Source organism: Thalassospira permensis NBRC 106175 (assembly GCF_000714555.1).
In the GTDB taxonomy this organism is placed as follows: Bacteria; Pseudomonadota; Alphaproteobacteria; order Rhodospirillales; family Thalassospiraceae; genus Thalassospira; species Thalassospira xiamenensis.
Genome location: NZ_AUNC01000067.1, coordinates 127,411 through 151,253, shown reverse-complemented (window position 1 = coordinate 151,253; position 23,843 = coordinate 127,411). Strand labels below are relative to the sequence as shown.

The 23,843-nt window shown below is 54.1% G+C and carries 18 protein-coding genes and 3 tRNA genes; 10 read left to right on the top strand and 11 right to left on the bottom strand.

Annotation, left to right across the window (positions count from 1 at the left end; all coding sequences use genetic code 11):
- Positions 1–123 precede the first annotated feature (123 nt).
- Together SMB34_RS19280 and SMB34_RS19275 are read right to left on the bottom strand one after the other, a co-directional pair.
- Positions 124–197 (bottom strand) — tRNA-Gly (locus tag SMB34_RS19280).
- 37 nt (positions 198–234) lie between these two features.
- A tRNA-Tyr gene (locus SMB34_RS19275) sits at positions 235–319 on the bottom strand.
- Positions 320–513: 194 nt separating this feature from the next.
- Between SMB34_RS19275 and rlmB the strand changes: the two genes are divergently transcribed.
- Both rlmB and SMB34_RS19265 read left to right on the top strand, forming a co-directional pair.
- Positions 514–1,386: a 23S rRNA (guanosine(2251)-2'-O)-methyltransferase RlmB gene (gene rlmB, locus SMB34_RS19270; RefSeq protein WP_037992445.1), complete on the top strand. Its 873-nt coding sequence runs from the start codon at positions 514–516 to the stop codon at positions 1,384–1,386.
- A gap of 141 nt (positions 1,387–1,527) precedes the next feature.
- Positions 1,528–1,604, top strand: a tRNA-Thr gene (locus tag SMB34_RS19265).
- A 92-nt stretch (positions 1,605–1,696) separates the two neighbouring features.
- Here the strand turns inward: SMB34_RS19265 and SMB34_RS19260 are convergent.
- Both SMB34_RS19260 and SMB34_RS19250 read right to left on the bottom strand, forming a co-directional pair.
- Positions 1,697–5,209, bottom strand: coding sequence for a DEAD/DEAH box helicase (locus SMB34_RS19260; protein ID WP_037992444.1), 3,513 nt, complete (start codon positions 5,207–5,209; stop codon positions 1,697–1,699).
- A gap of 461 nt (positions 5,210–5,670) precedes the next feature.
- Complete coding sequence (locus SMB34_RS19250) at positions 5,671–6,267, bottom strand: TetR/AcrR family transcriptional regulator (protein ID WP_037992442.1); 597 nt, start codon at positions 6,265–6,267, stop codon at positions 5,671–5,673.
- Positions 6,268–6,407: 140 nt separating this feature from the next.
- Between SMB34_RS19250 and SMB34_RS19245 the strand changes: the two genes are divergently transcribed.
- On the top strand, positions 6,408–6,800 hold the full coding sequence (locus SMB34_RS19245) for a RidA family protein (RefSeq protein WP_037992441.1): 393 nt from the start codon (positions 6,408–6,410) through the stop codon (positions 6,798–6,800).
- 66 nt (positions 6,801–6,866) lie between these two features.
- On the opposite strand, the gene SMB34_RS19240 is transcribed toward SMB34_RS19245, so the two are convergent.
- The 7 genes from SMB34_RS19240 to SMB34_RS19210 all read right to left on the bottom strand — a co-directional run bounded on the left by SMB34_RS19240 (position 6,867) and on the right by SMB34_RS19210 (position 12,614).
- Positions 6,867–7,748, bottom strand: a complete 882-nt coding sequence (locus SMB34_RS19240; protein WP_037992440.1) for an isocitrate lyase/PEP mutase family protein — start codon at positions 7,746–7,748, stop codon at positions 6,867–6,869.
- 5 nt (positions 7,749–7,753) lie between these two features.
- On the bottom strand, positions 7,754–9,022 hold the full coding sequence (locus tag SMB34_RS19235; protein WP_037992439.1) for a TRAP transporter large permease: 1,269 nt from the start codon (positions 9,020–9,022) through the stop codon (positions 7,754–7,756).
- Positions 9,019–9,507: a TRAP transporter small permease gene (locus SMB34_RS19230; RefSeq protein WP_037992438.1), complete on the bottom strand. Its 489-nt coding sequence runs from the start codon at positions 9,505–9,507 to the stop codon at positions 9,019–9,021. Before SMB34_RS19230 ends, SMB34_RS19235 begins: the two co-directional genes overlap by 4 nt.
- A 164-nt stretch (positions 9,508–9,671) precedes the next feature.
- A complete protein-coding gene (locus tag SMB34_RS19225) occupies positions 9,672–10,670 on the bottom strand; it encodes a TRAP transporter substrate-binding protein (protein ID WP_037992437.1) in 999 nt (332 codons plus the stop codon).
- A gap of 297 nt (positions 10,671–10,967) precedes the next feature.
- A complete protein-coding gene (locus tag SMB34_RS19220; protein ID WP_037992436.1) occupies positions 10,968–11,504 on the bottom strand; it encodes a GNAT family N-acetyltransferase in 537 nt (178 codons plus the stop codon).
- Between the two features lie 10 nt (positions 11,505–11,514).
- Positions 11,515–12,069, bottom strand: a complete 555-nt coding sequence (locus SMB34_RS19215) for a helix-turn-helix domain-containing protein (protein WP_037992434.1) — start codon at positions 12,067–12,069, stop codon at positions 11,515–11,517.
- Between the two features lie 209 nt (positions 12,070–12,278).
- Positions 12,279–12,614, bottom strand: coding sequence for a rhodanese-like domain-containing protein (locus SMB34_RS19210; RefSeq protein WP_007092240.1), 336 nt, complete (start codon positions 12,612–12,614; stop codon positions 12,279–12,281).
- 663 nt (positions 12,615–13,277) lie between these two features.
- On the opposite strand from SMB34_RS19210, the gene SMB34_RS19205 reads away from it, so the two are divergent.
- The 7 genes from SMB34_RS19205 (at position 13,278) to SMB34_RS19175 (ending at position 23,826) form a co-directional block, all read left to right on the top strand.
- A complete protein-coding gene (locus SMB34_RS19205) occupies positions 13,278–15,224 on the top strand; it encodes a PrkA family serine protein kinase (protein ID WP_007092241.1) in 1,947 nt (648 codons plus the stop codon).
- 146 nt (positions 15,225–15,370) lie between these two features.
- On the top strand, positions 15,371–16,720 hold the full coding sequence (locus SMB34_RS19200; RefSeq protein WP_037992433.1) for a YeaH/YhbH family protein: 1,350 nt from the start codon (positions 15,371–15,373) through the stop codon (positions 16,718–16,720).
- The gene (locus SMB34_RS19195) at positions 16,717–18,294 is read left to right on the top strand and encodes a SpoVR family protein (protein ID WP_007092243.1); all 1,578 of its coding nucleotides are present in this window, start codon (positions 16,717–16,719) and stop codon (positions 18,292–18,294) included. Before SMB34_RS19200 ends, SMB34_RS19195 begins: the two co-directional genes overlap by 4 nt.
- A 312-nt stretch (positions 18,295–18,606) precedes the next feature.
- The gene (locus tag SMB34_RS19190; RefSeq protein ID WP_037992431.1) at positions 18,607–19,890 is read left to right on the top strand and encodes a ComEC/Rec2 family competence protein; all 1,284 of its coding nucleotides are present in this window, start codon (positions 18,607–18,609) and stop codon (positions 19,888–19,890) included.
- A gap of 572 nt (positions 19,891–20,462) precedes the next feature.
- Positions 20,463–21,401 carry an ABC transporter permease gene (locus tag SMB34_RS19185; RefSeq protein ID WP_037992494.1) on the top strand — a complete coding sequence of 313 codons (939 nt, stop codon included), beginning with the start codon at positions 20,463–20,465 and terminating at the stop codon, positions 21,399–21,401.
- The gene (locus tag SMB34_RS19180) at positions 21,402–22,271 is read left to right on the top strand and encodes an ABC transporter permease (protein WP_051682427.1); all 870 of its coding nucleotides are present in this window, start codon (positions 21,402–21,404) and stop codon (positions 22,269–22,271) included. It abuts the gene before it with no gap.
- A gap of 10 nt (positions 22,272–22,281) precedes the next feature.
- Positions 22,282–23,826: an ABC transporter substrate-binding protein gene (locus SMB34_RS19175; RefSeq protein WP_037992429.1), complete on the top strand. Its 1,545-nt coding sequence runs from the start codon at positions 22,282–22,284 to the stop codon at positions 23,824–23,826.
- Positions 23,827–23,843 lie beyond the last annotated feature (17 nt).

Genomic DNA, 23,843 nt, shown 5'->3' with positions numbered 1-23,843 from the left:
CCAACGTTCACGTGCGGTTTTGTACGCGCAAACTTTTCTTTAGCCATTACACTCAGATCCTAATCCGAACCAAAAAAAACACGTAAGAACCCACCGCACGAGCCGACGGGATCATATAAAATCTGGAGCGGGTGAAGGGAATCGAACCCTCGTCGTAAGCTTGGAAGGCTTCTGCTCTACCATTGAGCTACACCCGCATATTTTTTATTGCGAGCTCTCGCGAGGGCGAGAGAATGGTGGAGGGGGCAGGATTCGAACCTGCGTAGACTAAGTCGGCGGATTTACAGTCCGCTGCATTTGACCGCTCTGCCACCCCTCCATCAGGGTCAAAACGTTGTCGGGGTTAACCCCCGGCTTCGTTCGGCGAGGGAGGGAATACGTTGCAGGGCCTGTCCTTGTCAACAGCAAAAAAAACACGAAATCGGATTTCTTTTCCTATATGTTCCCCCTGTTTTCCATTCAGAGCGAAACAAACAGCATTCTTATCCTTACTGCCCGGAGGTTTCCGCCATTATGTCGCGTCGCAACAATTCACGTTCTGCCAACCGTTCGACCGGGACGGGTCCGGGCGACAGCTTCCCGCAAGACGATGATAAACGCGATGGCAATTCGCGTCGCGGACGAAAACGCGGTCGTGACGGCGGCAATGCCGGTGGGGCATCGCGCCTGATTCTATTTGGTCGTCACCCGGTTCTGAACGCGATTTACAATCCGCAACGCACGATTCACAAAATCTGGGCGTCCGAGGCCGTGCGCGACGAAATCGTTGCCGCCCTCGCCGATACCGAACGCACCGATGTCCAGCTCGACGCAGCCGGGCGCACCGATCTGGATGAAATGCTGCCGCCGGGCACCGTCCATCAGGGCATGGCGATGCATTGCGCCCCCCTGCCCCAGATTTCGGTCGAAGAACTGATTGCCGACACAAGGGACGAGGAACAATGCACGGTCCTGATCCTTGATCAGGTCACCGACCCGCACAATGTCGGCGCGATTCTCCGCAGTGCGGCGGCCTTTGGTGCGGCTGCCGTCATCGTGCCGGACCGTCACGCCCCGCCCGAAACCGGCACTCTCGCCAAATCGGCCAGTGGCGCGCTTGAAACCGTGCCCTATATTCACGCGGGCAATCTTAGCCAGACCATCGAGAAACTTAAAGGTGCGAATTTCTGGCTGGCGGGTATGGATGGCTATGCCGAACAAACGCTGGCCGAAGCCAAGCTCAAGGGCCGGGTCGGCATCATCATGGGCTCCGAGGGCGAAGGCCTGCGCCGCCTGACCCGTGAAAATTGCGATTTCCTCGTCAAACTGCCGATGTCGGACCGCATCGAAAGCCTCAATGTGTCCAACGCGGCCGCAGTTGCCCTGTACGAACTGTATCGTCGCTAGGAACAAGGCCCAAACCCGGGATTCCCGGCAGCCAGGGCACCGCCAGAAGCAGGGAAAATATGCCGCAAAATTTGATGCTATTTTCCCTGCATCAAAGGCTTGCAATCGCGCGCATCCCGGACTATGTTTCGCGCCGCCCACGCCGGCATAGCTTTAACTGGTAGAGCAGCGGATTTGTAATTCGAAGGTTGGGAGTTCGAGTCTCTCTGCCGGCACCATTAAAAAGAAACCCCGCAAGCAGATGCTTACGGGGTTTTCTTTTGGCTATTTGGCCGGGCGGTTCTATCCGTCGCAGCGTAGAGAAGAAACCTTAATCAGAAAGATACCTGTCTAGCACCGAAAACACTCCCGCCGTTTTCCAAAGGCTGCGATTGCCGATAACGTATAGTGATGCTTTAGCTCGCGTTACTGCAACGTTCACGAGATTCGGCTTGCTACCGGCCCAATTGCGCGCGCCATTTTGAGAAGAATCTTGCGCCCCAAGGACGAAGAAGACGATTGCGGCTTCACGGCCTTGAACTGTGTGAACCGTACCAACGTGCTCCCATACCCAATCGTCAGGTTTATCGATCCATCCGCTTAACACGCCGCTGCGCAGGATTGCCTGACGGAGATTGTCCTGCACAACAACAAAAGGAGTCACCACGTATAGATCAGCGCGAGTGCCGCTCAAGCGAATCTTTCGCAGCATTTTAATCAACACTTCTCCTTCATCAGCGCACCATTTGTCAGAACTAGACTTGCCTACAACATCTATCCAGCATGAGTGTCCGAGAACCGGATTTGACGTTGACGGCGCCTTCGCCTGCACCATCAGATTTGAATAGGCAATCTCGTTCGAGATATCAAACATCGGGCTATCGCAGCGTCGATGCACAAGTAGCGGCGATCCAACATCCCGGTGCCCGCTGCCGATCGGAAACTTAGCACAGTACATACTGGCAGCATCTGCAACTGTCTGCACCGAGGCTTCTGGCGCATTGTATTTCAATGGGTCAATGCCGAAGAAAGCACATACTTCTTCCGTGAGGCTGTTAGGGAGGGTAACAACGGGCTCGATTTGAAGCGGATCGCCGACGACAACCGAGCGCTTTGTTCGCATCATCGCACCAACGGCAGCTTGTGGCACTGCTTGCCCAGCTTCATCTACCAGAAGCCATCCCAGGGCTTCGGTGGGAAGCCGCGAGAACATCCGATTCACCGAGGCAAATGTTGTCGAGACAACCGGAACCACCAAGAAGAAAGATGCCCAAAGATCAGGGATCAAGACATCTTTTTGCGGTGTGCCGAGTGAACGCGTCCCGAAAGTCTCTACAAAGACAGATAGGTTTTGCCGCAGCGGATCGGCTGCTGCATCGATAAATGCGTGGTGCAGTTGAATAGCGGCTTCAAAGACATCATCGCGCTGTCGACTTGCCGCGTTATCAAACCAGACGCTGGCGGTTTGAATATCTTCGTGTGCGCCCGCAAAGAAGTCGTCATCTGGGATCGGTACATCAAGCTCAACGCAAGTATGTTGCAGGCTTGCTTCCAAATCTGTCTTTTCGGCACGAAGGGTGTCCAAAGACTCCCGATTCTGCGCAATCAATTCCTTTGTCGCCGCGAGCTCTGCACCAAGATCTTCGGCAATTTTCTTGCAGTTGTGAAAACGCTGCTGATCGCCTCCGGCTCTATTAAAAAGGCCTTGCTGTTCATCGCGCCATGTTCTGAAACGAGGCGTGCGGAATAACCTTGCAAAGAAACCAGGGCGCGATGAAAAATGAGAAACTTGGGCTTGTCGTGAATTCTTAAACCGGTTTTCTGCTTCTTGTAGCTCGTGTAGGGCGGTTGCGCGCTCGCTTTCTAAGTTCCGCGCATCCACTTCAAGAGAAGGCAGTTTTTGCGCGAGGTTATTAATTTCAGCAACGACCTGTGCGTGACGCACGAGCTGCACATGAAGCTTTTGCAGGCGGTTTTCCGTTCGCTTTAAAGCATCAAACTTGGTCTTGAATTTGGAACGGGCTTTCTCCCACCGCATCTGTGCTTCGCGGCTATTTGACGGCGGATGCTCACGATCAATGATTCGACGATTTCGCTTCAGCGGAGGACGGCCGCGACCTTTGGGTTCCGATACTATTTGCGGCACACCGCTGGCATGATTGAGATACGTGGAAAGACCATTCTCCTCGTCGCGCCAGAACCTTTGTGAAAACATGTAGCGGTTTGAAGAATTGCCAAGGACAGCGGCAATAAGACCCCACGTATCACGTTCAAGAACATTATCTGAAATACTCTTGAAATATCGAAGTTCGGGCGCATCCACCGCGATTGCGTCTAGTGCAGGAAGTTCTGCACTGACATTCTCGACAGCTTTGTTGTTGGATGATGTTACCACCATCTCGAAGCCTTTAAGTCGTTCGTCCAGCTTATGAAGTGTGATCTTCGCACCGCTACGTTGAAGGGTTTCGCTAGTTGGCGTGAAGGCTTGCGATGGACGGTCAAATTCATGCATCACTACGGCACGCTCTATGAGCCGTGCTGTCACAACATCACGAAGTAAGGTTGTCTTACCGGTACCGGGCGGACCGTTAACGGCGAGAACACCAGTCTTAATTTGCCGCGCATTTGTGGCGTTGACTGCCGCTTGCTGCAACAAAGCCAGCGGGAAACGTCCTTTGCCTGGCCATTTCCCGGGAGGCGTCAAAGCGGGTTGAAGTAAGTCCCGTAAACCAGCATTGTCTTCCAACAAATTAATGCGTTGCGACGGCTTTTTGATACCAAGATAATGTTCGAGCGCTTTGGGAAGTTTCCCCATACTTGCCAGCACGCGGGCCTCGGCCAAATCCTCCAAGAAGAACGAATTAAGCAAACCCGGTTCGGGCGGTGTCTTACTGGCAAAAAACTCATATCGCCGCAAAGCGAAGGACGGCGCTTTCATCACATGACCGTCTAGGTTTAGGGTCGAGACAAGATACTCAAACAGCTCTGAGATACGGCTTTTCGTCAACGGAATTACATCATCATTTCGATCCCGTTTGACTAAGAGTTTTCTGAACTGTCCTTTCAAAATCTTTTCCTGGGCGGGCCAGTCGGCGAGCTTCTTCAAGTCCCCTTGAAGAGCGATTGGAACGCCCCACGCAAAACTTGAAATCGCAGCACTTGTCTCTTCCTCCAAGGGGCGTCCTTCTTTGTCCAAAAGGATGCTTGCAATCGGACTGCTCCCCCTTACGCTGGGTTTATCCGGGCGCTTATCAGCGTAAACTTTCAGCAGCATTTCAACAGCTGGAGCTAGTTCTATCGCACCGAGGATAAGCTCATAGTAAAGCCGCTTTTTGGGAAGAGATTTTTCCCCTAGTTCCCACGGCAAAGGTCCTTCTTCAAAACGAGCAATCTTTTTCCGGTCACCGGCTACCAGATCTGTTTCTCGCCGATACCCTTGTGGAGACAAAACCTCCAACGCCGTCCATGCGCGCAGAATATCCTGCGCATCATTTGTGATCGGTGGTTTCGCTACAGGTTTGGCCGCAATCTTGATTGTTTCCGGCGGCCTAATAGCTTCATGGAGCTTCGGAGGCTCACCAACAGCTAGCGCTGATTGACGCGGAGCTGAGTCAAGCTGATCCGCTTTTGGTTCAGGATTGAATACAGGCTTTTGAGGAGATGAATTAGGGGATTGATCGGTAGTTGCCGCCTGAACTTTTTTCTTTAGTGCAAGTGCGCGTTGCGTGCTGCGAAACTCCAGTTCATGTATCAAGCGGTTAAGCGTTTCAGAATCGCTCTGGTTGTCATTAAAGGTCTTTTCCAGCTCTTTAATCGACTTATTGAAATAAGGTCTATTCTTCATAAATTTTCCGCCTAGCCTTGGCGCAAAACAACGTCACGCCTCCCCGTATCTCTTTGCTTTCAAATAATCATTCCTCATAACGATAATCGAATGCAAGAAATTCATCGTAAGCTTGCAATTCCACTAACCAATCTGCCACGCGGAATGGAGGCATCGCGTCAAGTTTGAATTTTTCTTGCGGCTCTAACATACGGAACAAAGGCATATAGCGTACTCAGGTCTGCTAACATCGTCGCGAGGACGCATCAAAGCTGCCATCGACGATGTAGCTATAATTGGTAGAGCAGCGGATTTGTAATCCGAAGGTTGGGAGTTCGAGTCTCTTTGCCGGCACCATTAAAAGAAAACCCCGTACGCCTTTTGGCTGCGGGGTTTTCTTTTGTCTCCGATGCGGCAAGTTGGACTCTTTCCCTTCTCCGCCATGCCCGCAAAGGCGGGCATCCGGTTCACAAATCGGGGAACTATCGTTTCTCGACCAGAAACCCCTCGGCCATCAGGCTGAAGGCATCAACCGCCTTGGGCAAAGCAGACTTCGGATCATCACTGTCCGCAACCCATAACGCCGCGTTCAGGGCCGCCCCGCACAGCAGCCGGGCAGCGGCATCGGTATCGACCGGTTTCATAACCCCGTCGGCAATCAGCCTTTCGACCGCTTCTTTGGTGGCCTCAAGGCAGGCATTCTGGCTTGGCCAATGTGACGGATCGCCAAGAATGGCAGGCCCGTCAAGCAGAACGATTCTCCTCACCTCGGGATCAAGCGCCATCGCGATATAGGCCGCCCCCTCTGCCAGAAGCTGTTGCCACCCGTCCCCGGCGCTGGCACTTGCCGCCCGCGCCCGCGCGGCCATCTCGCCATCGACCTGCGCCACCACCGCGGCAAGCAGCCCCTTTTTATCGCCGAAATTGTGATAAAGCGCGCCCCGCGTCAGGCCAACCGATGCGGTCAATTCATCCATCGACGCCGCGGCAAAGCCTTGCGTTCCAAACGCCTTTCGCCCCGCCGAAACAAGCTTTTCGCGGTTTTCTTCCATCGTTTCCTGGCGACGCCGTGCGGCCATTGCGAACCTCCCTGATCAATTTCCCGACACATATCATTTCACATACGCTACGTATATAAAACTTGACATACGCAATGTATCTGAGATTTATATACGCATCGTATGTGAAACTGCACACCCGGATAAAAGGATAAATCCACATGGCACAGCGCAACGCCGTTTTCCCGGCCAACCGACATGCCCTTTATGCCGAACACGGCTATTCCGCCGCGATCAAATCGGGCGATCTTCTGTTCGTTTCCGGTCAGGTCGGCAGCCGCTCTGACGGTTCGCCCGAACCGGATTTCGAGGCACAGGTGCGTCTGGCATTCGACAATCTTGAAGCAACGCTCAAGGCTGGTGGAGCCACGCTTGACGATATCGTCGATGTCACGACCTTCCACACCGATCCCGAAAACCAGTTTGAAACGATCATGAAGGTGAAGGGTGACGTTTTCCCAAAAGCCCCCTATCCGAACTGGACCGCAATCGGGGTCAACTGGCTGGCCGGGTTTGATTTTGAAATCAAGGTCATTGCCCGCATTCCGGACTAAAATGCAAAACGGCGCGCGAGAATCCCCCCGCGCGCCGTTTGACCGACAATCAGATGAACGCTTGCCCTACCCGCGTTTCGAGGTCGCGTAGCGTTCGGATTCCTCGTAATAGGCATCAAAGCCGATGCGATTGCGCAACTGGCCCCAATCCATCAGCATATCGGTGCGTGGCTTCCCGGCCTTCATCAATTGCAGGGTTTCAACCATCGCCTTCATGGCGGCTGCCATAAGCGATAACGGATAGGCCGCAATCTGATAACCGATATCACTCAGTTCTTCCGGCGTCAGGTCGGGGGTTTCCCCACCTTCGACGATATTGGCCATTTTCGGCCCCGGCAGGGCCGCACACAATTCACGCATTTCCGCGACGGTTTTCGGGGCTTCGACAAACAATATGTCAGCACCCAGTTCGGCAAATTTCGCGGCCCGGTCAATCGCCTCGCTCAGACCATGCTGATGCCGGGCATCGGTGCGCGCGAGTATCAGGATATCCGCCCCGGCTTCCCGTGCATCAACGGCGGCCTTGATACGATCAAATGCCTCGTCCCGGCCAACAACTTCCTTGCCCTTGGTATGACCGCAACGCTTCGGCGCAAGCTGATCCTCGATCATCACCGCGGCACAGCCTGCCTTGGCAAAGCCCGCCACTGTGCGTTTCACATTCATCGCGTTGCCATAACCGGTATCGCCATCACCGATCACCGGGATCGAAACCGCATCAGTGATGTTGCGCGCCTGATCAAGCACTTCGCCATAAGACATCAGGCCAAGATCAGGTTCGCCGATCCGCGATGCCGCGGCCGAAAAGCCCGACATGAAGGTCAGGCCAAAGCCTTCCTGTTCGATCAGCTTGGCCGACAGCGCATCAAAGCAGCACGGCATGGTAATCAGATCACCCGTTGCCAGAAGCGCACGGAGTTTATCGGCAGGAGAGATTTGTTTGGTCATAAGCGTCACATTTTAAAGGGTATATAAAGGGCAAGATCATGCCAGACATACAGAATGGCCGCGGTCAGGAACATCAGAAGCAGGAACGGCAAAACGCCGCGCGCCACCTCGCCCAATCGCGTTTTCGCCACCGACTGAATGACATAAAGATTGAGCCCCACCGGGGGCGTGATCAGCGCGCATTCAACCATGATCACCATATAGACCCCGAACCAGATCGGATCAAAACCAAGTGCCAGGGCCGCTGGCAACAGAACCGGCGTCATGATCAGCACCATTGATAATGCTTCAAACACCAGCCCCATGATCAGCAACACGACCGTCACCACGATGATAAAGCCAAATTCGGTATCGATCCCCTGGCTGATCATCATCGAGATATCCTGCGGGATGCGATAAAGGGTGATCGCCTTGCCAAACACCTTGGCCCCGGCAATGATCAGGATGATCGCAACCGTGGTCGCCATGGTATCGAAAATCGCAAGCTTCAACGCCTTCCAGGTCAGAACCCGCATCGCCGCCGTAATCGCAAGGGCGGCGGCAAAGCCAATCGCCGCGGCCTCGGTCGGGGTGAAGGCCCCGGAATAGATCCCCGATATGATCAGCACCGCCAGAAGCACAGCAGGCAAGGCCTTTAACGTGGCGCGCTTGCGCTCTTCCCAGCCGCGTTTGGGTTCGCGTTCCTGCCCGCCAAACCGGGCATAGATCATCGAATAGATGATAAACAGCAACAGCAACGCAATGCCCGGCCCGACCCCGGCAAGGAAAAGCGCAATCACCGATTCTTCGGTGACAAAGCCATAAATGATCATCGGAATCGATGGCGGGATCAGGATGCCAAGCGTGCCGCCCGCCGCCATCAGGCCATAGACGAAACGCTTGTTATAGCCACGCTGGATCATTTCCGGGATGGCGACCGTGCCAATCGTGGCTGCGGTTGCCACCGATGATCCCGAAATCGCGGCAAACACGCCACACGAAAGGATGGTTGCCACCGCAAGCCCGCCCGGCCAATGACCGACCCATGCGCTGACCGCGGCAAACAGATCGTTCCCCACACCGGCACGCAGCAGGATATTGGACATCAGCAAAAACAGCGGCACCGACAGCAGGATAAAACCATCCAGTGTCGACAGGATCGCCTGCGGTGCCATCAGCGGCGAAAAGCCACCAAGAATCAGCATGGCAAGGCCAAGCCCGCCCAGCGCAAAGGCCACCGGCACACGGATCAGCAGCAAGGCGAACATTGCCGCAAGTGTCAGGATAATCGTCATTCGTGCGCCCCTTCCGGAATATCCTTGCCGCGGATCACGCCGACAATTTCAATGACGGCCTGAACAGCCAGAAGCGCAAAACCGATCACGACCGGGATTTCGGCAACCCATGCCGGAAGGTCAAGCATCGTGCCGCTGGTGCGGCCGCGCTCGAAGCTTTCAAAAAAGATTTCCCAGCCCTTGACCGTCACCATCACGGAAAACACCAGAACCACCGCCATCGCGATGATTTCAAGCACACGGCGCATCGATGGTTTGCAAAGCCGGGTCACCGCATCGACGGAAATATGCCGCCGTGCCGCCAATGCCCATGGCATGCCAAGCAACGATCCCCAGATCAGGCAAAGCTGCGAAAGCTCTGCCGCCCAGATGGTGGGACGAATAAAGAAATAACGGGCCACGACCTCATAGGTCAGCATCACACCCGCTGCGACAAACAGCAGGGCCGCGATCCAGGCCAGCAAAAGCATCAAACGATCAAACATGATGAAATCTTGGCCGTGCCGGGAATATGCGCCCCGGTCGCGACCGCCTCCTGAAAAGAGAGACAGATGAATAGATGAAAAGACATCACCGCAACGGCGGGGCCGCCGAAAATGCGGTGATGTCTTCCTTATTGGCAGTTCAGTCTGCAATCACCGGGCAAGGCTTAAAGCTTGCTGGCCGCATCAAAGACCTGCTTGCCCAGATCACCGGCGTGGTTGAGGAATTCCTCGTAAACCGGTTTGGCAACTTCACGCCATGCCGCCATTTCCTCGTCCGTCGGGGTATAGACGGTCATGCCGTTGGCTTTGGCTTCGGCATAGGCCTCGGCTTCGATCGATGACATGCGATCACGGACGTCTTTTTCCGCGTTCATTGCTGCGGTCGAAATGATGTCACGCTGCGCATCCGAAAGGCCGTTCCAGAAATCGGTATTGATCACCACGATGAATTCAACATCGGCATCGTTGGTGACGGTCACCGTATCCATGACTTCCCAAAGCTGGCGGGATTTGACGCCCGACATGCCGGTCATGCCAACATCAACCGTGCCACGCTGATAGGCGATATACTGCTCGGACCCGGAAACAAGGGTCGGCGCACCACCGGCAGCTGAAATGAAATCGCCCTGGGTTTTGGAAAATACGCGGACTTTCTGGCCTTTAAGACCTTCCGGGCCTTTGATCGGACCACCATTCGACAGCATGATCGATCCGCCATAAGCCTGCCACCACAGGACGGTCGCGCCGGTATCGGCAATCGCCTCATCCAGCGGACCACGCACCGGCGATCCCTTGGCAACGGCGGCACGGACTTTCTCTTCGGAATCAAGCAGGAACGGCTGATAGAACACGTCAACCGCCGGAACATCCCCGACATAACGGGTCAGCGACGCCACACCCATTTCAATCGCCCCGGAACCGACGGCGGCGGGAACTTCCTTGTCCTTGTAAAGCTGCGCACTGTCATAAATCTCGACCGCGATATCGCCGTTCGATTTTTCCTCGACCTCGTTCTTGAACATCAAAAGGTTCTGGCCAAGGTGGCTTTTCATCGGCAGTTGCAACGAAATCCGCAGGGTCAGATCGGCCGCAACGGCATTATGGGTCATGCCGGTAAAACCAACGGCAGTCATCAGGGCCGCCGCAAGGGCAAATTTCTTCATGACGAACGTCCTCCGGGTTTTTTTATTTTATACAAAAGCTTTCAGGCGCAAAGATGCGCTCAACCCGGTTTGGCATTCAAGATGTTTTGGTCATACCACTGTCACACGCATTAACCCTTAGTGCACCGCACAGCAGCATGAATGTCCTTTATTTCAGGGAAAAATCGACCATTCAGGCCATGTCATGCTGCACCGCAAAACGTGAATAACCGGCCAGATTACGCACATTTTCCGAACAATCTGGTATGCCAGCAAAACGGTTTTGAATACAGAATACGGGAATCGTCCACCAGCGTATTACACAGCAAGCCGCTTATACATCACGGTGGTTGCACTCAGTTTTTCGGAAAACGGATCGCGGGCATAGGCCGGGATCACGCCCGCCGTTTCAAAACCGAGCGAGGCATAAAGCGGCTCGGCATTGTCGCCGGTTCTTGTATCAAGTGTCAGCAGATGACGTGCTTTCGCAAACGCCCGTTTTTCCAGTGCCTCCATCAGTTTCCGTGCAATGCCCAGACGACGATAGTGCGGATGGACCATCAGCTTGCAGACCTCGCCGCGATGGACCTGATTGGGCATGGTGGCGCAATCAAGCTGCACGGTTCCGACCACCTTGCCGCCCAGCAGCGCCACAAACAGATCGCGTCTGCCGCCCCGCATCGCAGGCAGGACCATATCACGCCAGAATGCCACCGCATCCTTGATGTCAAACGGGTCGATAAACCCGATGCTGGCCCCGTCATGAACGCAGGCATGCAGCATCTCGCCAAACGCCTCTAGGTGGCTTTCAAGCTGATCGGCATCAAAGCTTGCAATGGTGATCTGATCGCTCATTTTTGGGGCCTCATACGATAAAAAGGTGGTAGCGCGCGCTGGTTTCGGCAGGGGCTTCAAAGCTGCTGGGCCCCGAAAGCCGGTATCGCAGGCAATCCCCGACATCAAGCTCATGGGTCTTGCCCTCCACCGTGACACGCAGTTGCCCGGCCAGCATCACCAGATGATGTTCAAGCCCGTCGCGTGGCGATCCGCCATAATCGATCCGTGTGCCGGGATCGAGTTCGCATTCGAGAACCTCTGCCATCAAATCCCGCGATGGCGGCGAAACCGACCGCCGGGAAAAGCCGGTTTCGGGGTCGACCCAGATCCGCTGCGAACCGCGATGCACGAGCGGAACAAACCCATCCTCGACCATCTGCATCAGGCGTGACATCGGCAGGCCATAGGCGGCACAAAGCTTGCCCAGAACATGCGCCGTCGGGCTGACCTCGCCATTCTCAAGCCGCGACAGGCTGGCCCGACTGACATCGCACCGCGCCGCCAGCTCCTCAAGCGACCAACCCCGCTCCGCCCGCAACGCAGCAAGCCGCTCCGCAATCTTCCGATCCATCATATTACTCATTCAAAATTTCATATCAGGGAATTAATCCCATATGCGGGAAATCGTCAACGAGAATCATCGTCGTTATTGAATGAGGCAGCGAATGAAGGGACGAAGAAAGAAGCAGCTCTGAGAGGATCGGTTTGCAATGCCAAGCCGCCTCTGCATTGCGCTTCGAGCACAGAAACACATACAGAAGCACATAGGGACGGGGGCACAAGGCGCGTTTGTTAGCCTTGGGCGAGATCAAACCCGTCGCGTGTCCAGCTTTGCAAACCGCCCTTCAGGTTCATCACCTTGCAATCAAGATGCGGCAGAACGGCGTTGGCAGCCCCGAAAGATCGCTGTCCGACGGCACAAATGAACACGAAATCCGTCTCTGTATCGTCGGCAAGGTCGACAAGTGCCGGAATATCGAAAGTCGAGGTCGGCATATTGATCGCCCCGCTGATATGACCGGACCTGAATTCGTCGGGTTCGCGGACGTCAATCAGGGTCACGTTACCCTGTGCGATCAGGTGATCAAGTTCACCACTTTCGACGAAATTCACGCTACCATCGGTCATTCGATACTTCCCTTCGGGGCGGGTTTGGCGCACAGTAGAAAGACAGAACTGATATAATTTTGCTGTTTGACTGTGCAATTGCAAAATGGGTACGGCGGATGAATTCGCCGTCAGAGTGCCGGTTTCCCGGCATCCGGCCCGGTCACTTCGACGTGATCGTTTCGCAAGCGTTTTTACCAACAATATTCGTAGCTTGACCATTGCGGAATGATACCGGAAGCCCCACGTCAAAGAGACAGGGTCACAGGAGCGGACCTTATCCGGGTGCATTCACCGGCTACGCCCGCCCCTAGGAAAAAGTGACTTTGGGTCGCCGCAAAGCGGGACTTTGACTATTACCATTGCCGGTTGCAAATATTGCAAGCCATTCTAAAAAGTCATCAAACCTATTTTCTTTGCCATCATCTGGCAGACCTTTAAACGAACCTTAAATAAAGTTCATTAGTTTATTTACTCACCGCCCGATTGAACGATTCGTTTATTTCGGACGTAGACAGAATGAACGGCGGCTACTTTCAATGCCACCGCAGCGCAGCAAACCCGCTGCCGTCTTGCAACAGGATCGGGCAATCCGGCCATCATGCCGGTTAAGCCCCAAGATCAAAAGAACACAGGAAACGACATCTGACAGAAGTGCGATAACGTTGGAAAGGAGACCGCGCCATGGCTGAAGACAAGGACATCTTCGAGCTGTATGCGGAAGGCTATGACGGAAAACGCGAAACCGAACTAACCATCCGGGACTATCTTAATCTATGTCGCGATGATCCATCGGCCTACGCATCCGCAGCCGAGCGGATGATCAAGGCAATCGGCGAACCCGAAATGATCGACACCTCGACCGATTCCCGTCTCGGCCGAATTTTCCTGAACCGCACCATCAAACGATATCCGGCCTTTGAAGATTTCTTTGGCATGGAAGAAACCATCGAACGCATCGTTGGCTTCTTCAAATATGCCGCCCAGGGACTGGAAGAACGCAAACAGGTTCTTTATCTGCTGGGCCCGGTTGGCGGCGGTAAAAGCTCGCTTGCCGAACGGTTAAAGGAACTGATGGAGGTCGAGCCGATCTATGTGCTCAAAGCCGGCGATCAGATCAGCCCGGTTTTCGAAAGCCCGCTTGGCCTGTTTAATCCGGCCAAAATGGGCGATGCCATCGAAGACAAATACGGCATCCCCAAACGCCGCCTGACCGGGCTGATGTCGCCATGGGCGGTGAAACGGCTTGATGAGTTTAACGGCGATCTTTCCAAATTCTCGGTCGTAAAACTGATCCCGTCGCGCCTGCGCCAGATTGCGATTGCCAAAACCGAACCGGGCGATGAAAACAATCAGGACATTTCGTCACTGGTCGGCAAGGTCGATATCCGCAAACTTGAATATTACAGCCAGAACGACCCGGACGCATACAGCTATTCCGGCGGCCTTAACCGCGCCAATCAGGGACTTCTTGAATTTGTCGAGATGTTCAAGGCTCCGATCAAGATGCTCCATCCGTTGCTGACGGCAACGCAGGAAAGCAACTATATCGGCACCGAAAACCTTGGTGCGATCCCCTTCCAGGGCCTTATTCTGGCGCACTCGAACGAGGCCGAGTGGCAAACCTTCAAGGCCAACAAGAATAACGAGGCCTTTATCGACCGTATCAGCGTGATCAAGGTTCCCTATTGCCTGCGGGTGACAGAAGAAACCCTGATTTACGACAAACTGTTGCAGGGATCCGAACTGGAACAGGGGTCCTGCGCGCCCGGTACGCTTAAAATGCTGGCACAGTTTTCGGTTCTCTCGCGCCTTGAAGAACACGAAAATTCAAACCTGTATTCCAAGATGCGCGTCTATGACGGCGAAACATTGAAGGATGTCGACCCCAAAGCAAAATCGATGCAGGAATATCGCGATACCGCCAGTGTCGACGAAGGCATGGACGGCATTTCAACCCGTTTCGCCTTCAAGGTTCTTTCGGAAACCTTCAACCATGACACCCACGAGGTCGCGGCCGATCCGGTCCATCTGATGTATGTGCTCGAACAGGCGATCCGGCGCGAACAATACCCCGAAGAACGCGAAAAGGATTACATGGATTTCATCAAATCCGAACTGGCCCCGCGCTATGCGGAGTTCATCGGGGCAGAAATCCAGAAGGCCTATCTCGAAAGCTATTCCGATTACGGCCAGAACCTGTTTGACCGTTATGTTGCCTATGCCGATGCCTGGATCGAGGATCAGGACTTCAAGGACCCGGACACCGGCCAGTTGCTGGATCGCAAGATCATCGATCAGGAACTGTCCAAGATCGAAAAACCCGCGGGCATCGCCAATCCGAAGGATTTCCGCAACGAGGTCGTCAAGTTTGCCCTGCGCGCACGCGCCAATAACAAGGGCAAGAACCCGGCATGGACGTCCTATGAAAAACTGCGCGAAGTCATCGAAAAACGCATGTTCAGTCAGGTCGAAGACCTGCTGCCGGTGATTTCATTCGGATCGAAAAAAGACAGCGACACCGAGAAGAAACACAACGAGTTCGTCAAACGCATGATTGATCGAAGCTATACCGAACGTCAGACCCGCCGTCTGGTCGAATGGTACATGCGTGTCAATAAGGCCGGTTAAGCCCAAGCTGCGGCTTTGCCGACCCGCACCGGGCGGTTTGTCCCCTTGTCCGCCCGGTGCACCGAGCTCCCGGTCGACGGTTTTCCAACGATCCGTCGGCCGGGGTTCTCGAAACGATACGTGCGCAAGCAAGGATATGATGGCCCATGCTTTATATCGTCGACCGCCGCAAAAACCCGAAAGGCAAAAGTCTTGGCAACCGGCAGCGCTTTATGCGGCGCGCAAAGGCACAAATCAAAAAGGCGGTAGAAGACACCATCCGCACGCGCGGCATCACCGACATCAATAGCGGCGATTCCATCACCATTCCGGGCAAGACCCTGCATGAACCGGGTTTTCACCATGCGCGCCGCGGCGGGGATCGCAATTATGTGCTGCCCGGCAATAAAAAGTTTGTCCCCGGCGACCGGATCGCCCGCCCGCAAGGTGGCGATGGCGGTGCAGGCGGATCACAAGCCAGCCCCGATGGCGACGGTGAAGACGAATTTCAGTTCACCCTGTCGCGTGACGAGTTCCTTGATATCTTTTTCGAAGATCTGGAACTGCCCGACCTTTTGAAAAAAAGCCTGAAACAGACCACCGCCTTTCGCACGGCGCGCGCGGGTTTTTCATCGGACGGAACCCCCGCCAATCTTAGCCTTGTGCGCACCATGCGCAATTCGCTGGCGCGCCGGATTGGCCTGCGCCGCCCGAAAACCGCTGAAATCCGCGACCTTGAAGAAAAAATCACCGCCCTTCAGGCCAAGGCCGAAAAACGCCCGTCCGGCAAACTGACCAAGCCCGATGAGGATACCCTTCACATGTTGCTGGCCGATCTTGAAGAAGCCAAACGTCGCATGAAGGCGATCCCGTTCATTGATCCCATCGACACGCGATACAACCAGTTTCAGCAAATCCCCGATCCGAATACCCAGGCCGTCATGTTCTGTCTGATGGATGTGTCGGGATCAATGTCCGAACAGATGAAGGAACTGGCGAAACGGTTCTTCATGCTGCTGCATCTGTTTTTGCATCGCCGCTACGAACATGTCGATGTGGTGTTTATCCGCCATACATCGCGCGCCGCCGAAGTCGACGAGGAAACGTTTTTCTATTCACGCGAAACCGGCGGCACCATCGTTTCGACCGCGCTGGAAGAAATGAAACGGGTGATGAAGGATCGTTACCCGACCGATCAATGGAACATCTATGCCGCCCAGGCATCGGACGGCGACAATTATTCCAACGACGGCGCGAAATGCACGGCCTTGCTGGCCGAGGACCTTTTGCCGAAATGCCAGTATTACGCCTATATCGAAATCACCGACGAGCGCGAGGCAGAAATTTTCTCCTCCGCCGAAGGTGAAACCGCGCTTTGGAAGGCCTATGCCCCGGTTGCCCGCGCCAATGCGCGATTTGCCCTTAAACGGGTGACCAAGGCCGCCGATATCTTCCCGGTCTTCCGGGAACTGTTTGCCAAAAATCGCGCCGAAAAACTAAGCGGGGTCAAAGGATGACCAAAAAGACCGAACCAGCCACCGCCCCCGAACTTCTGTTTTCCGGTGCCGACTGGGATTTCAACACCCTGAAAGCCACCTATGACGCGATCGAGGATATCGCGATCAACGACTTGAAACTGGACGTTTACCCCAATCAGGTCGAGGTGATCACGTCCGAGCAGATGCTGGACGCCTATTCATCCATCGGCATGCCGTTGATGTATCATCATTGGTCGTTCGGCAAACGGTTCGTGCGCGACGATGTGATGTATCGCAAGGGATATCAGGGCCTGGCATACGAGATCGTGATCAATTCCAACCCCTGCATTTCCTATGTGATGGAAGAAAACACCATCGTCATGCAGGCATTGGTGATCGCCCATGCGGCCTTTGGCCATAACCATTTTTTCAAGAACAATTACCTGTTCAAGCAATGGACCGACGCCGAGGGTATTCTCGATTACCTGCAATTTGCCAAACGTTATATCGCCAAATGCGAGGACCGGTTTGGCTTTGATGCGGTCGAACGGGTTCTTGATGCGGCGCATGCCCTGATGGAACAGGGGGTAAACCGGTATTCCCACCCGGAAAAGCCAAATCTGGCGGCAGAACTGGAACGTGAACGCGAACGCGCCAAATACGAGGACGAAACCTATAACGATCTGTGGCGGACCTTGCCGCAGGCGGAAAAGGACGACGAAGACCTTGATGAAATGCGTCGCAAGATGCGGGTCGAGGAACGCCGGGCCCAGTTCGGATTACCCGAAGAAAACCTGCTGTATTTCCTGGAGAAAAACGCCCCGACCCTGCAAGCCTGGGAGCGCGAGATTTTGCGGATCGTGCGCAATATCGGGCAATATTTCTATCCGCAGAAACAGACCAAAATGATGAATGAAGGCTGTGCGTGTTATGTCCATTACGCAATCATGAACAGCCTGTATGACAAGGGGCTGATTTCCGAAGGCGCGATGATGGAATTCATCGATTACCATTCGCGCGTGGTGTTTCAGGCCGAATATGACGATCCGCGTTATTCCGGGTTCAACCCCTATGCGCTTGGCTTTGCCATGATGCAGGACATTCACCGCATCTGTGTCGACCCGACCGAGGAAGACCGCAAATGGTTCCCCGATATTGCGGGCAATAACGCGCCGGTCGAAACGCTAAAAGAAGCGTGGGCGCATTACCGCGATGAAAGTTTCATCCTGCAATTCCTGTCGCCCAAACTGATGCGCGACATGCGGATGTTCCTGATCGACGATCTAAGCTCCAGCCCGCATCTGGAAGTGGCCGCCATCCACGACGATAACGGATACCGCAAGGTGCGCCGCGCCTTGGCACGCATGCATGACATTTCGGTACGCGAACCCGACATGCAGGTGGTTGATGTCGACCTGCGCGGCAACCGGCAGCTTTACATCCAGCACACCGAACATGACGGCATCCGGCTTGAAAAATCCGAAGCGGAAATGACACTGGGCTATATCGGGCAATTATGGGGATATGGCGTGACCTTGCAGGCGGTTGACAATGAAACCGGTGAAATCCTGCATGAAATGAACTTCACGCCCGAAGACCTTGCCAACACCTGATATTGGCATTGCGGCAGTTTATGCCGATCTGCGAAATGACACATTACTTTAGAGTTCTTACACATAACTTTAGAATTTATGACACATAAATTTGAACTCGGTGGCGTTGGGTGTTCGCGAGGCAGGATGCACCGCTCATCGAAGACCGGACAGTCTGGTAGCGGAGCACCTGCAGATATCCAGCGACGCTAGTCGCAAGGGCGGAACCTGACCCGAGCCAGTCCTTTTATCCCCTTGGTTGTATTACGTATATTCGACTAACATCCAAACGGAACCGCATTGGTGAACCCGTTCGATAGATTGGTGCCGTAAATGTATAGAAGTGGAAGCTTTAAAGACTCTAATCGCTTTATTGCATTCGTTAATGGTTTCGACCCTATGTCTAACCTTGTTGACCGAGCCGCCCCAGACCGTTGCCGATTCAACCTAATGCTTGATTGCATATCAGATATTGCTTTTGATCATCACATTGAAAGTACTGAGCATTCGCAAGAGGCTGCATACGGGTTGGTCCGCATAATGACAACAAGACAAAAACTGTCTGATATGGTGGATGGCGAAAGGCTACCTCAGGAGGGAGACTGGGTTGCCATCACAGTGGTTCCCCGAGATGATATGCCTCGACCCCGGTTGTGGTTTTCCACGCTCACCGACGATGACTACCAGGAGCCCGAAGCATTTAGGTTGGGTAGCATTGAGTTCTTACCAGACGAGGGCGATCCAGATGACCTCTCTCCAAAATCTGTTGGTGCCGCAGCGGTGCGTTCTCTCCCTTCTCAATCTCGGGCAAAAACCAAACATGACTTGCGCAAAAAAAAGCCGATTGCGAAACGCAGCGAGGTCAAGAAGTTACTAAATAATTTACAGGTGGCAACGGGTATAGTTGTCTATGATGTTGGTCAGGCCAGCTTCTGTGGCCTCACGAGAACTAACTACAACGGTGAAATCGAAGCCATTTGCTTTTTCGATGTCGGGTTACCGCTTCCTTTCAACAAAAAAACCGAACCCAAGAGCCGTACCAAACCTGTGTGCAGCGAGGATACGTTGATAATTCTTTCTCATTGGGACTATGACCATTTTACACTCGGTCGCCGGGAGCAAAGAAAGACCAAGTTCCAATGGATTGCGCCGACACAGTATGTTGGTCCGGGGACTCTGCGGTTTGTCAATCGACTCCTACAAGATAATAAATTGCTTCTGATCAACCAGCTTAGAAAGCCCATCGCAACTCATGAAATACATCTAAGCCGCTGCAACGGTCCGATCGCAGATTCAAATAATTCCGGACTTGCGCTGTCTTATAAGCTTAATCATGGAACTGTCGTTCTGACCGGTGACGCCAATTACGATTATGTCACCTTTCGGAAGAACGCCAAAGTTGCCGGCGTTACCGTCCCGCACCACGGATCACCAGGTACCTCTCCCCCCAAAACACTCGTTCGGAGCAACTGCCCCAAAGCAATTGTGTCGTATGGTGATGGCAACACTTACGGACATCCCGACGAACCGACGCTATACGCTCATATGAATGACGGCTGGACTGTCAAAAGGACAGCGGAGCACAGAGGGAGACGACGCGGCGATCAGTCCTTTTAAATGTGGAGCGGACTACAGGTTACGGAGCGGCATTTCAAGTGCGTCTGCTTGGTGTTGTGTCGGACTTTAGCTATACGCAGCCCATCTTATGCAGCCCCTTGTACGTCCCATCCGCAGGGAGGATCGGACGGTGATGCTCTTCTCCCTAAACGTCTGGCTGCGGCATAGTATTCTAGGAAATTGTGGCAAACTGTTCCAGAATTATGGATCTCTGACATCAGGTATCGGTAGCCTCCGATCCGAGGTTATGCGTCATTTTACACGTTCCAGAATCCGATCCGTATCGTTGAAATACGGCGGAACCGGATTTGCCTTTTTGCGCGCCAAAGAAAACCTGAAGCTGTATCAGACCACAAACTTATCCATCTAAAACCGTGACTTCAGCACATTCACACTCAAAGAGTGTGCCTTATCAGCAGATACAATCAACATGTTCGCAAGCTACTTAATTAATAATGGAAATCAGTTGCATCATTTTAATGCAACTGCATATTACTTGCGATATTAATTCGAACCGTGTCCGATGCGGTTTCGAATTCCCGGTTCATGACACAAGATGGAAAATCGATCCGATGGCGTCCCGCCTGGCAGCCCGCATTGCACATGCTCTTGTTCTGCTGCTTGCCGTTTCGGTTGCGGGCTTTGCCCTGCTTCGGCTGATGCCGGGTGATTTTGCCGAAGTTCTGTTAATGGCGCAGATGGATGGCACCCTGCCCGATGCCTCCCAGGTTGCAAGATTTGCCGATAGTCATGGTCTGAACGATCCGTTGCCGATGCAGTATTTGCGCTGGCTTGGCGGATTGATGCAGGGCGATCTCGGTCTTTCGCTTGTGACCCGTGAACCGATTATCACCGACATTCTGTTGCGGATTGAACAATCGCTGATCCTTGCGATCTGTGCGCTTGCGGTTGCCCTTTTACTTGCGGCGCCAATCGGCATCTTGTGTGCGGTTTATCCCGACAGCAAGATTGACCGGGTTGCCGGAATCATCAGCGTGATCGGCATGTCGATCCCGAATTTCTGGTACTCGCTGCTGCTTGCACTGCTGTTTTCGCTTGCGCTTGGCTGGTTGCCGACCGGCGGGCACGGTACATGGCAACATGCTATTTTGCCGACCCTCGTGATTGCAACATCTATCACTGGCGTTCTGTCACGGTTCGTGCGCAGCAGTCTTCTGGAAGAATTATCAAAACCCTATATCCGCACCGCACGCGCCAAGGGCGGGCGACGCAGACGCGTCATTCTGCATCATGCAATTCCCAATATCGTGCCGGGTCTTCTGACATTTTCCGGGCTGCAATTTGCCCGGATTTTTGATGGCATGATCATTGTCGAAACGCTGTTTGCATGGCCGGGGATCGGGCGGTATCTGGTGCAATCACTGCTTAATCGTGATTATCCGGCGATACAGGCCTGTTTCCTTCTGATTGCCGCGTCCTACATTCTGGTCAATCTGATCGTCGATATCACCATATCGGTTTACGATCCCCGCACGCGCGAGATCGTCTAGATGCTGGCGCGATCCTTTGTCCCCAAATCCATCGCCCACGAAAAGCTGTCTGCCCTTCTTGGCCGGAATGGCAAAATGTATGCGACCGTCGTCGTCTCGGTAATGGTGGCAATCCTGATCCTGCCGTTTTTTGCCCCGCATGATCCCTATCAGGCGCAATTCCTGTTTCGGTTGCAGCCGCCAAGTCTTGATTATCCGCTGGGCACGGATGCAATGGGGCGCTGCGTGTTTTCGCGGTTGCTTTATGGCGCGCGGCTTACCACCGCCTCGGCGATTGTTGTGGTGATTGCATCATCCCTGTTTGGCAGCCTGCTTGGCACGGTTGCCGCAATGATCGGCGGAACGCCAGACCGTATCCTGATGCGGTTCTGCGAGGGTATTTCGGTTTTCCCGGCATTGGCGATTTGCATGATCATTGCCGGGGTGCTGGGGCTTGGACTTAACGCCGTTATCATCGCCCTGATTGCCATTCACTGGACCGACTATGCCCGGATCGTTCGCAATGCGGTGATTGTCGAACGGGCCAAGCCCTATGTCATGGCCGCCGAGGCGCTTGGCGCGCCACGCCACCGGATCGCCAGACGCCATATCCTGCCCAATATCGTCGGACCGCTTTTGACCCTTGGTGCCTATTCCATGTCCTGGGTGATCCTGTCCTTCGCCGGGCTCAGTTTCCTTGGACTGGGTGTGGAACCGGGCACGCCGGAATGGGGCCTGATGATTGCAGAATCCCGCAACTACCTTCGCGATTATCCGCGGCTGGTTCTGGCACCTGGCCTGACCATTGCCGGTTTTGTCGTTGCCGTAAACCTGCTTGGAGACGCGCTTGGCGATCGTTTCCGGCTCAGTCAGATCAACTATCTTCACTAGAAGGATCACTATGACGATATTCAGGAAGGCCCTTTGCACTTTTGCCTTTGCAACATTGGCAATCGGCACCATCGCAGCCGCACCACAGAAAGCAGCCGCAACCGAACAGGATACGCTGGTTGTCGGCACCATGTGGGAAGCACTGCCGCTGGCGATGCAGCCGCGCCGGTCACGCTTTTTCAATGAAAGCGAGATCCTTGATACGCTGGTCAAACTTGACTATGACCTGAATACCGTTCCCGGTCTTGCGACATCGTGGGAACGCATTTCACCGACGGTCTGGCATTTCAACCTGCGTGAAAATGTCGTCTTCCATGACGGGACAAAACTTGATGCCGGGGCGGTCAAATTCTCGCTCGAACGGGTGATTGCGCTGCTGCCCTATGCTGCTGATCTTTTGAACATCAAACAGATGTCGGCCACCGCACCGCTGGTTCTGGAGATCGAGACGAACGAACCGTTTGCCGCACTTCCCAACCAGCTGACCGACGCGATCACCGGCATTTATGCCAAGGCATCGTTCAATGATGCAGGTGAATTCGTCAAACCGGTCGGTACCGGCCCGTGGAAATTCGAGGAATACCGCAAACAGGACCGCACCATTGTGACCCGGTTTGATGGGTATTGGGGTGAAAAACCGGCCCTTTCGAAAGTCGAATACCGCTTCATCCCTGATCACAATTCGCGCACGCTGGCCCTTGAGGCCGACGAGGTAGACTTCATCGACAATATGCTGCCATCCGATGTGGCACGCCTGTCACGCGATGAAAATTTCAAGGTCTATTCCAAACCGATTGCCGGGCTTTATTACGGCGCGTTCAATGCCGGGGACAAAAGCCCGCTTTCGGATGTGCGCATTCGTCAGGCGGTCAATGCGCTGGTGGATCGCGACCTGATCGTCAAGGGTGCCCTTGACGGGATTGGCGAACCGGCGTGGGAGTTTTTTGGCCCGCAATTTGATTGGGCGCCCAAGGCCGATGCCCCCTTCAAGCTTGACACCGGTTTGGCGACGTCGCTTCTGAACGATGCCGGATATCAACAGAATGACGGCAAATGGGAAAAGGATGGCAAGCCTCTTACGCTGCGTATCCTCAGCTATTCCAGCCGGACAGAAATGCCCGCGATTACCGAGGCACTCGCCGCCCTTCTGAACCAGAACGGCATTGCAACAGATGTGCAGATGTATACCTGGGAAGGAATGCTTGATCTGGTCAAGCGCGGTGAATACGACATCTCGGTCGTGTTCTGGACCCCGGAAATGACAGGCCACCCGGACCTGCACCTTAAATCGCAGTTCCATTCGAAGGCCGGGCTGAATTACCAGTTCTGGAACAATGCCGGATTTGACGAGGCGGTCGATACCGGCCGGACCCTTTCGCCCGGTGCGGAAAAGGACGAAGCCTATCGCAGGGCGATGAATATCCTGCATGACGATGCACCGATCATTCCGCTGGTGCACAAGGTTTCGGTCGGCGCGTCGGCCAAGAATGTTGAAGGTTATCGCATCCATCCGTCCGGCTTCTTCTATGACTTCAAGAGTGTGTCGAAAGACTGACGATCTTTCCGTCCCCG

Coding starts and splice junctions, on each gene's coding strand:
- SMB34_RS19180 (WP_051682427.1), top strand. CDS start 21,402: ATGCTGGCGCGATCCTTTGTCCCCAAATCCATCGCCCACGAAAAGCTG.
- SMB34_RS19200 (WP_037992433.1), top strand. CDS start 15,371: ATGCTTTATATCGTCGACCGCCGCAAAAACCCGAAAGGCAAAAGTCTT.
- SMB34_RS19210 (WP_007092240.1), bottom strand. CDS start 12,614: ATGACCGATGGTAGCGTGAATTTCGTCGAAAGTGGTGAACTTGATCAC.
- SMB34_RS19230 (WP_037992438.1), bottom strand. CDS start 9,507: ATGTTTGATCGTTTGATGCTTTTGCTGGCCTGGATCGCGGCCCTGCTG.
- SMB34_RS19205 (WP_007092241.1), top strand. CDS start 13,278: ATGGCTGAAGACAAGGACATCTTCGAGCTGTATGCGGAAGGCTATGAC.
- SMB34_RS19190 (WP_037992431.1), top strand. CDS start 18,607: ATGTATAGAAGTGGAAGCTTTAAAGACTCTAATCGCTTTATTGCATTC.
- SMB34_RS19260 (WP_037992444.1), bottom strand. CDS start 5,209: ATGAAGAATAGACCTTATTTCAATAAGTCGATTAAAGAGCTGGAAAAG.
- SMB34_RS19185 (WP_037992494.1), top strand. CDS start 20,463: ATGGCGTCCCGCCTGGCAGCCCGCATTGCACATGCTCTTGTTCTGCTG.
- SMB34_RS19225 (WP_037992437.1), bottom strand. CDS start 10,670: ATGAAGAAATTTGCCCTTGCGGCGGCCCTGATGACTGCCGTTGGTTTT.
- SMB34_RS19175 (WP_037992429.1), top strand. CDS start 22,282: ATGACGATATTCAGGAAGGCCCTTTGCACTTTTGCCTTTGCAACATTG.
- SMB34_RS19235 (WP_037992439.1), bottom strand. CDS start 9,022: ATGACGATTATCCTGACACTTGCGGCAATGTTCGCCTTGCTGCTGATC.
- SMB34_RS19245 (WP_037992441.1), top strand. CDS start 6,408: ATGGCACAGCGCAACGCCGTTTTCCCGGCCAACCGACATGCCCTTTAT.
- SMB34_RS19220 (WP_037992436.1), bottom strand. CDS start 11,504: ATGAGCGATCAGATCACCATTGCAAGCTTTGATGCCGATCAGCTTGAA.
- SMB34_RS19240 (WP_037992440.1), bottom strand. CDS start 7,748: ATGACCAAACAAATCTCTCCTGCCGATAAACTCCGTGCGCTTCTGGCA.
- rlmB (WP_037992445.1), top strand. CDS start 514: ATGTCGCGTCGCAACAATTCACGTTCTGCCAACCGTTCGACCGGGACG.
- SMB34_RS19195 (WP_007092243.1), top strand. CDS start 16,717: ATGACCAAAAAGACCGAACCAGCCACCGCCCCCGAACTTCTGTTTTCC.
- SMB34_RS19250 (WP_037992442.1), bottom strand. CDS start 6,267: ATGGCCGCACGGCGTCGCCAGGAAACGATGGAAGAAAACCGCGAAAAG.
- SMB34_RS19215 (WP_037992434.1), bottom strand. CDS start 12,069: ATGAGTAATATGATGGATCGGAAGATTGCGGAGCGGCTTGCTGCGTTG.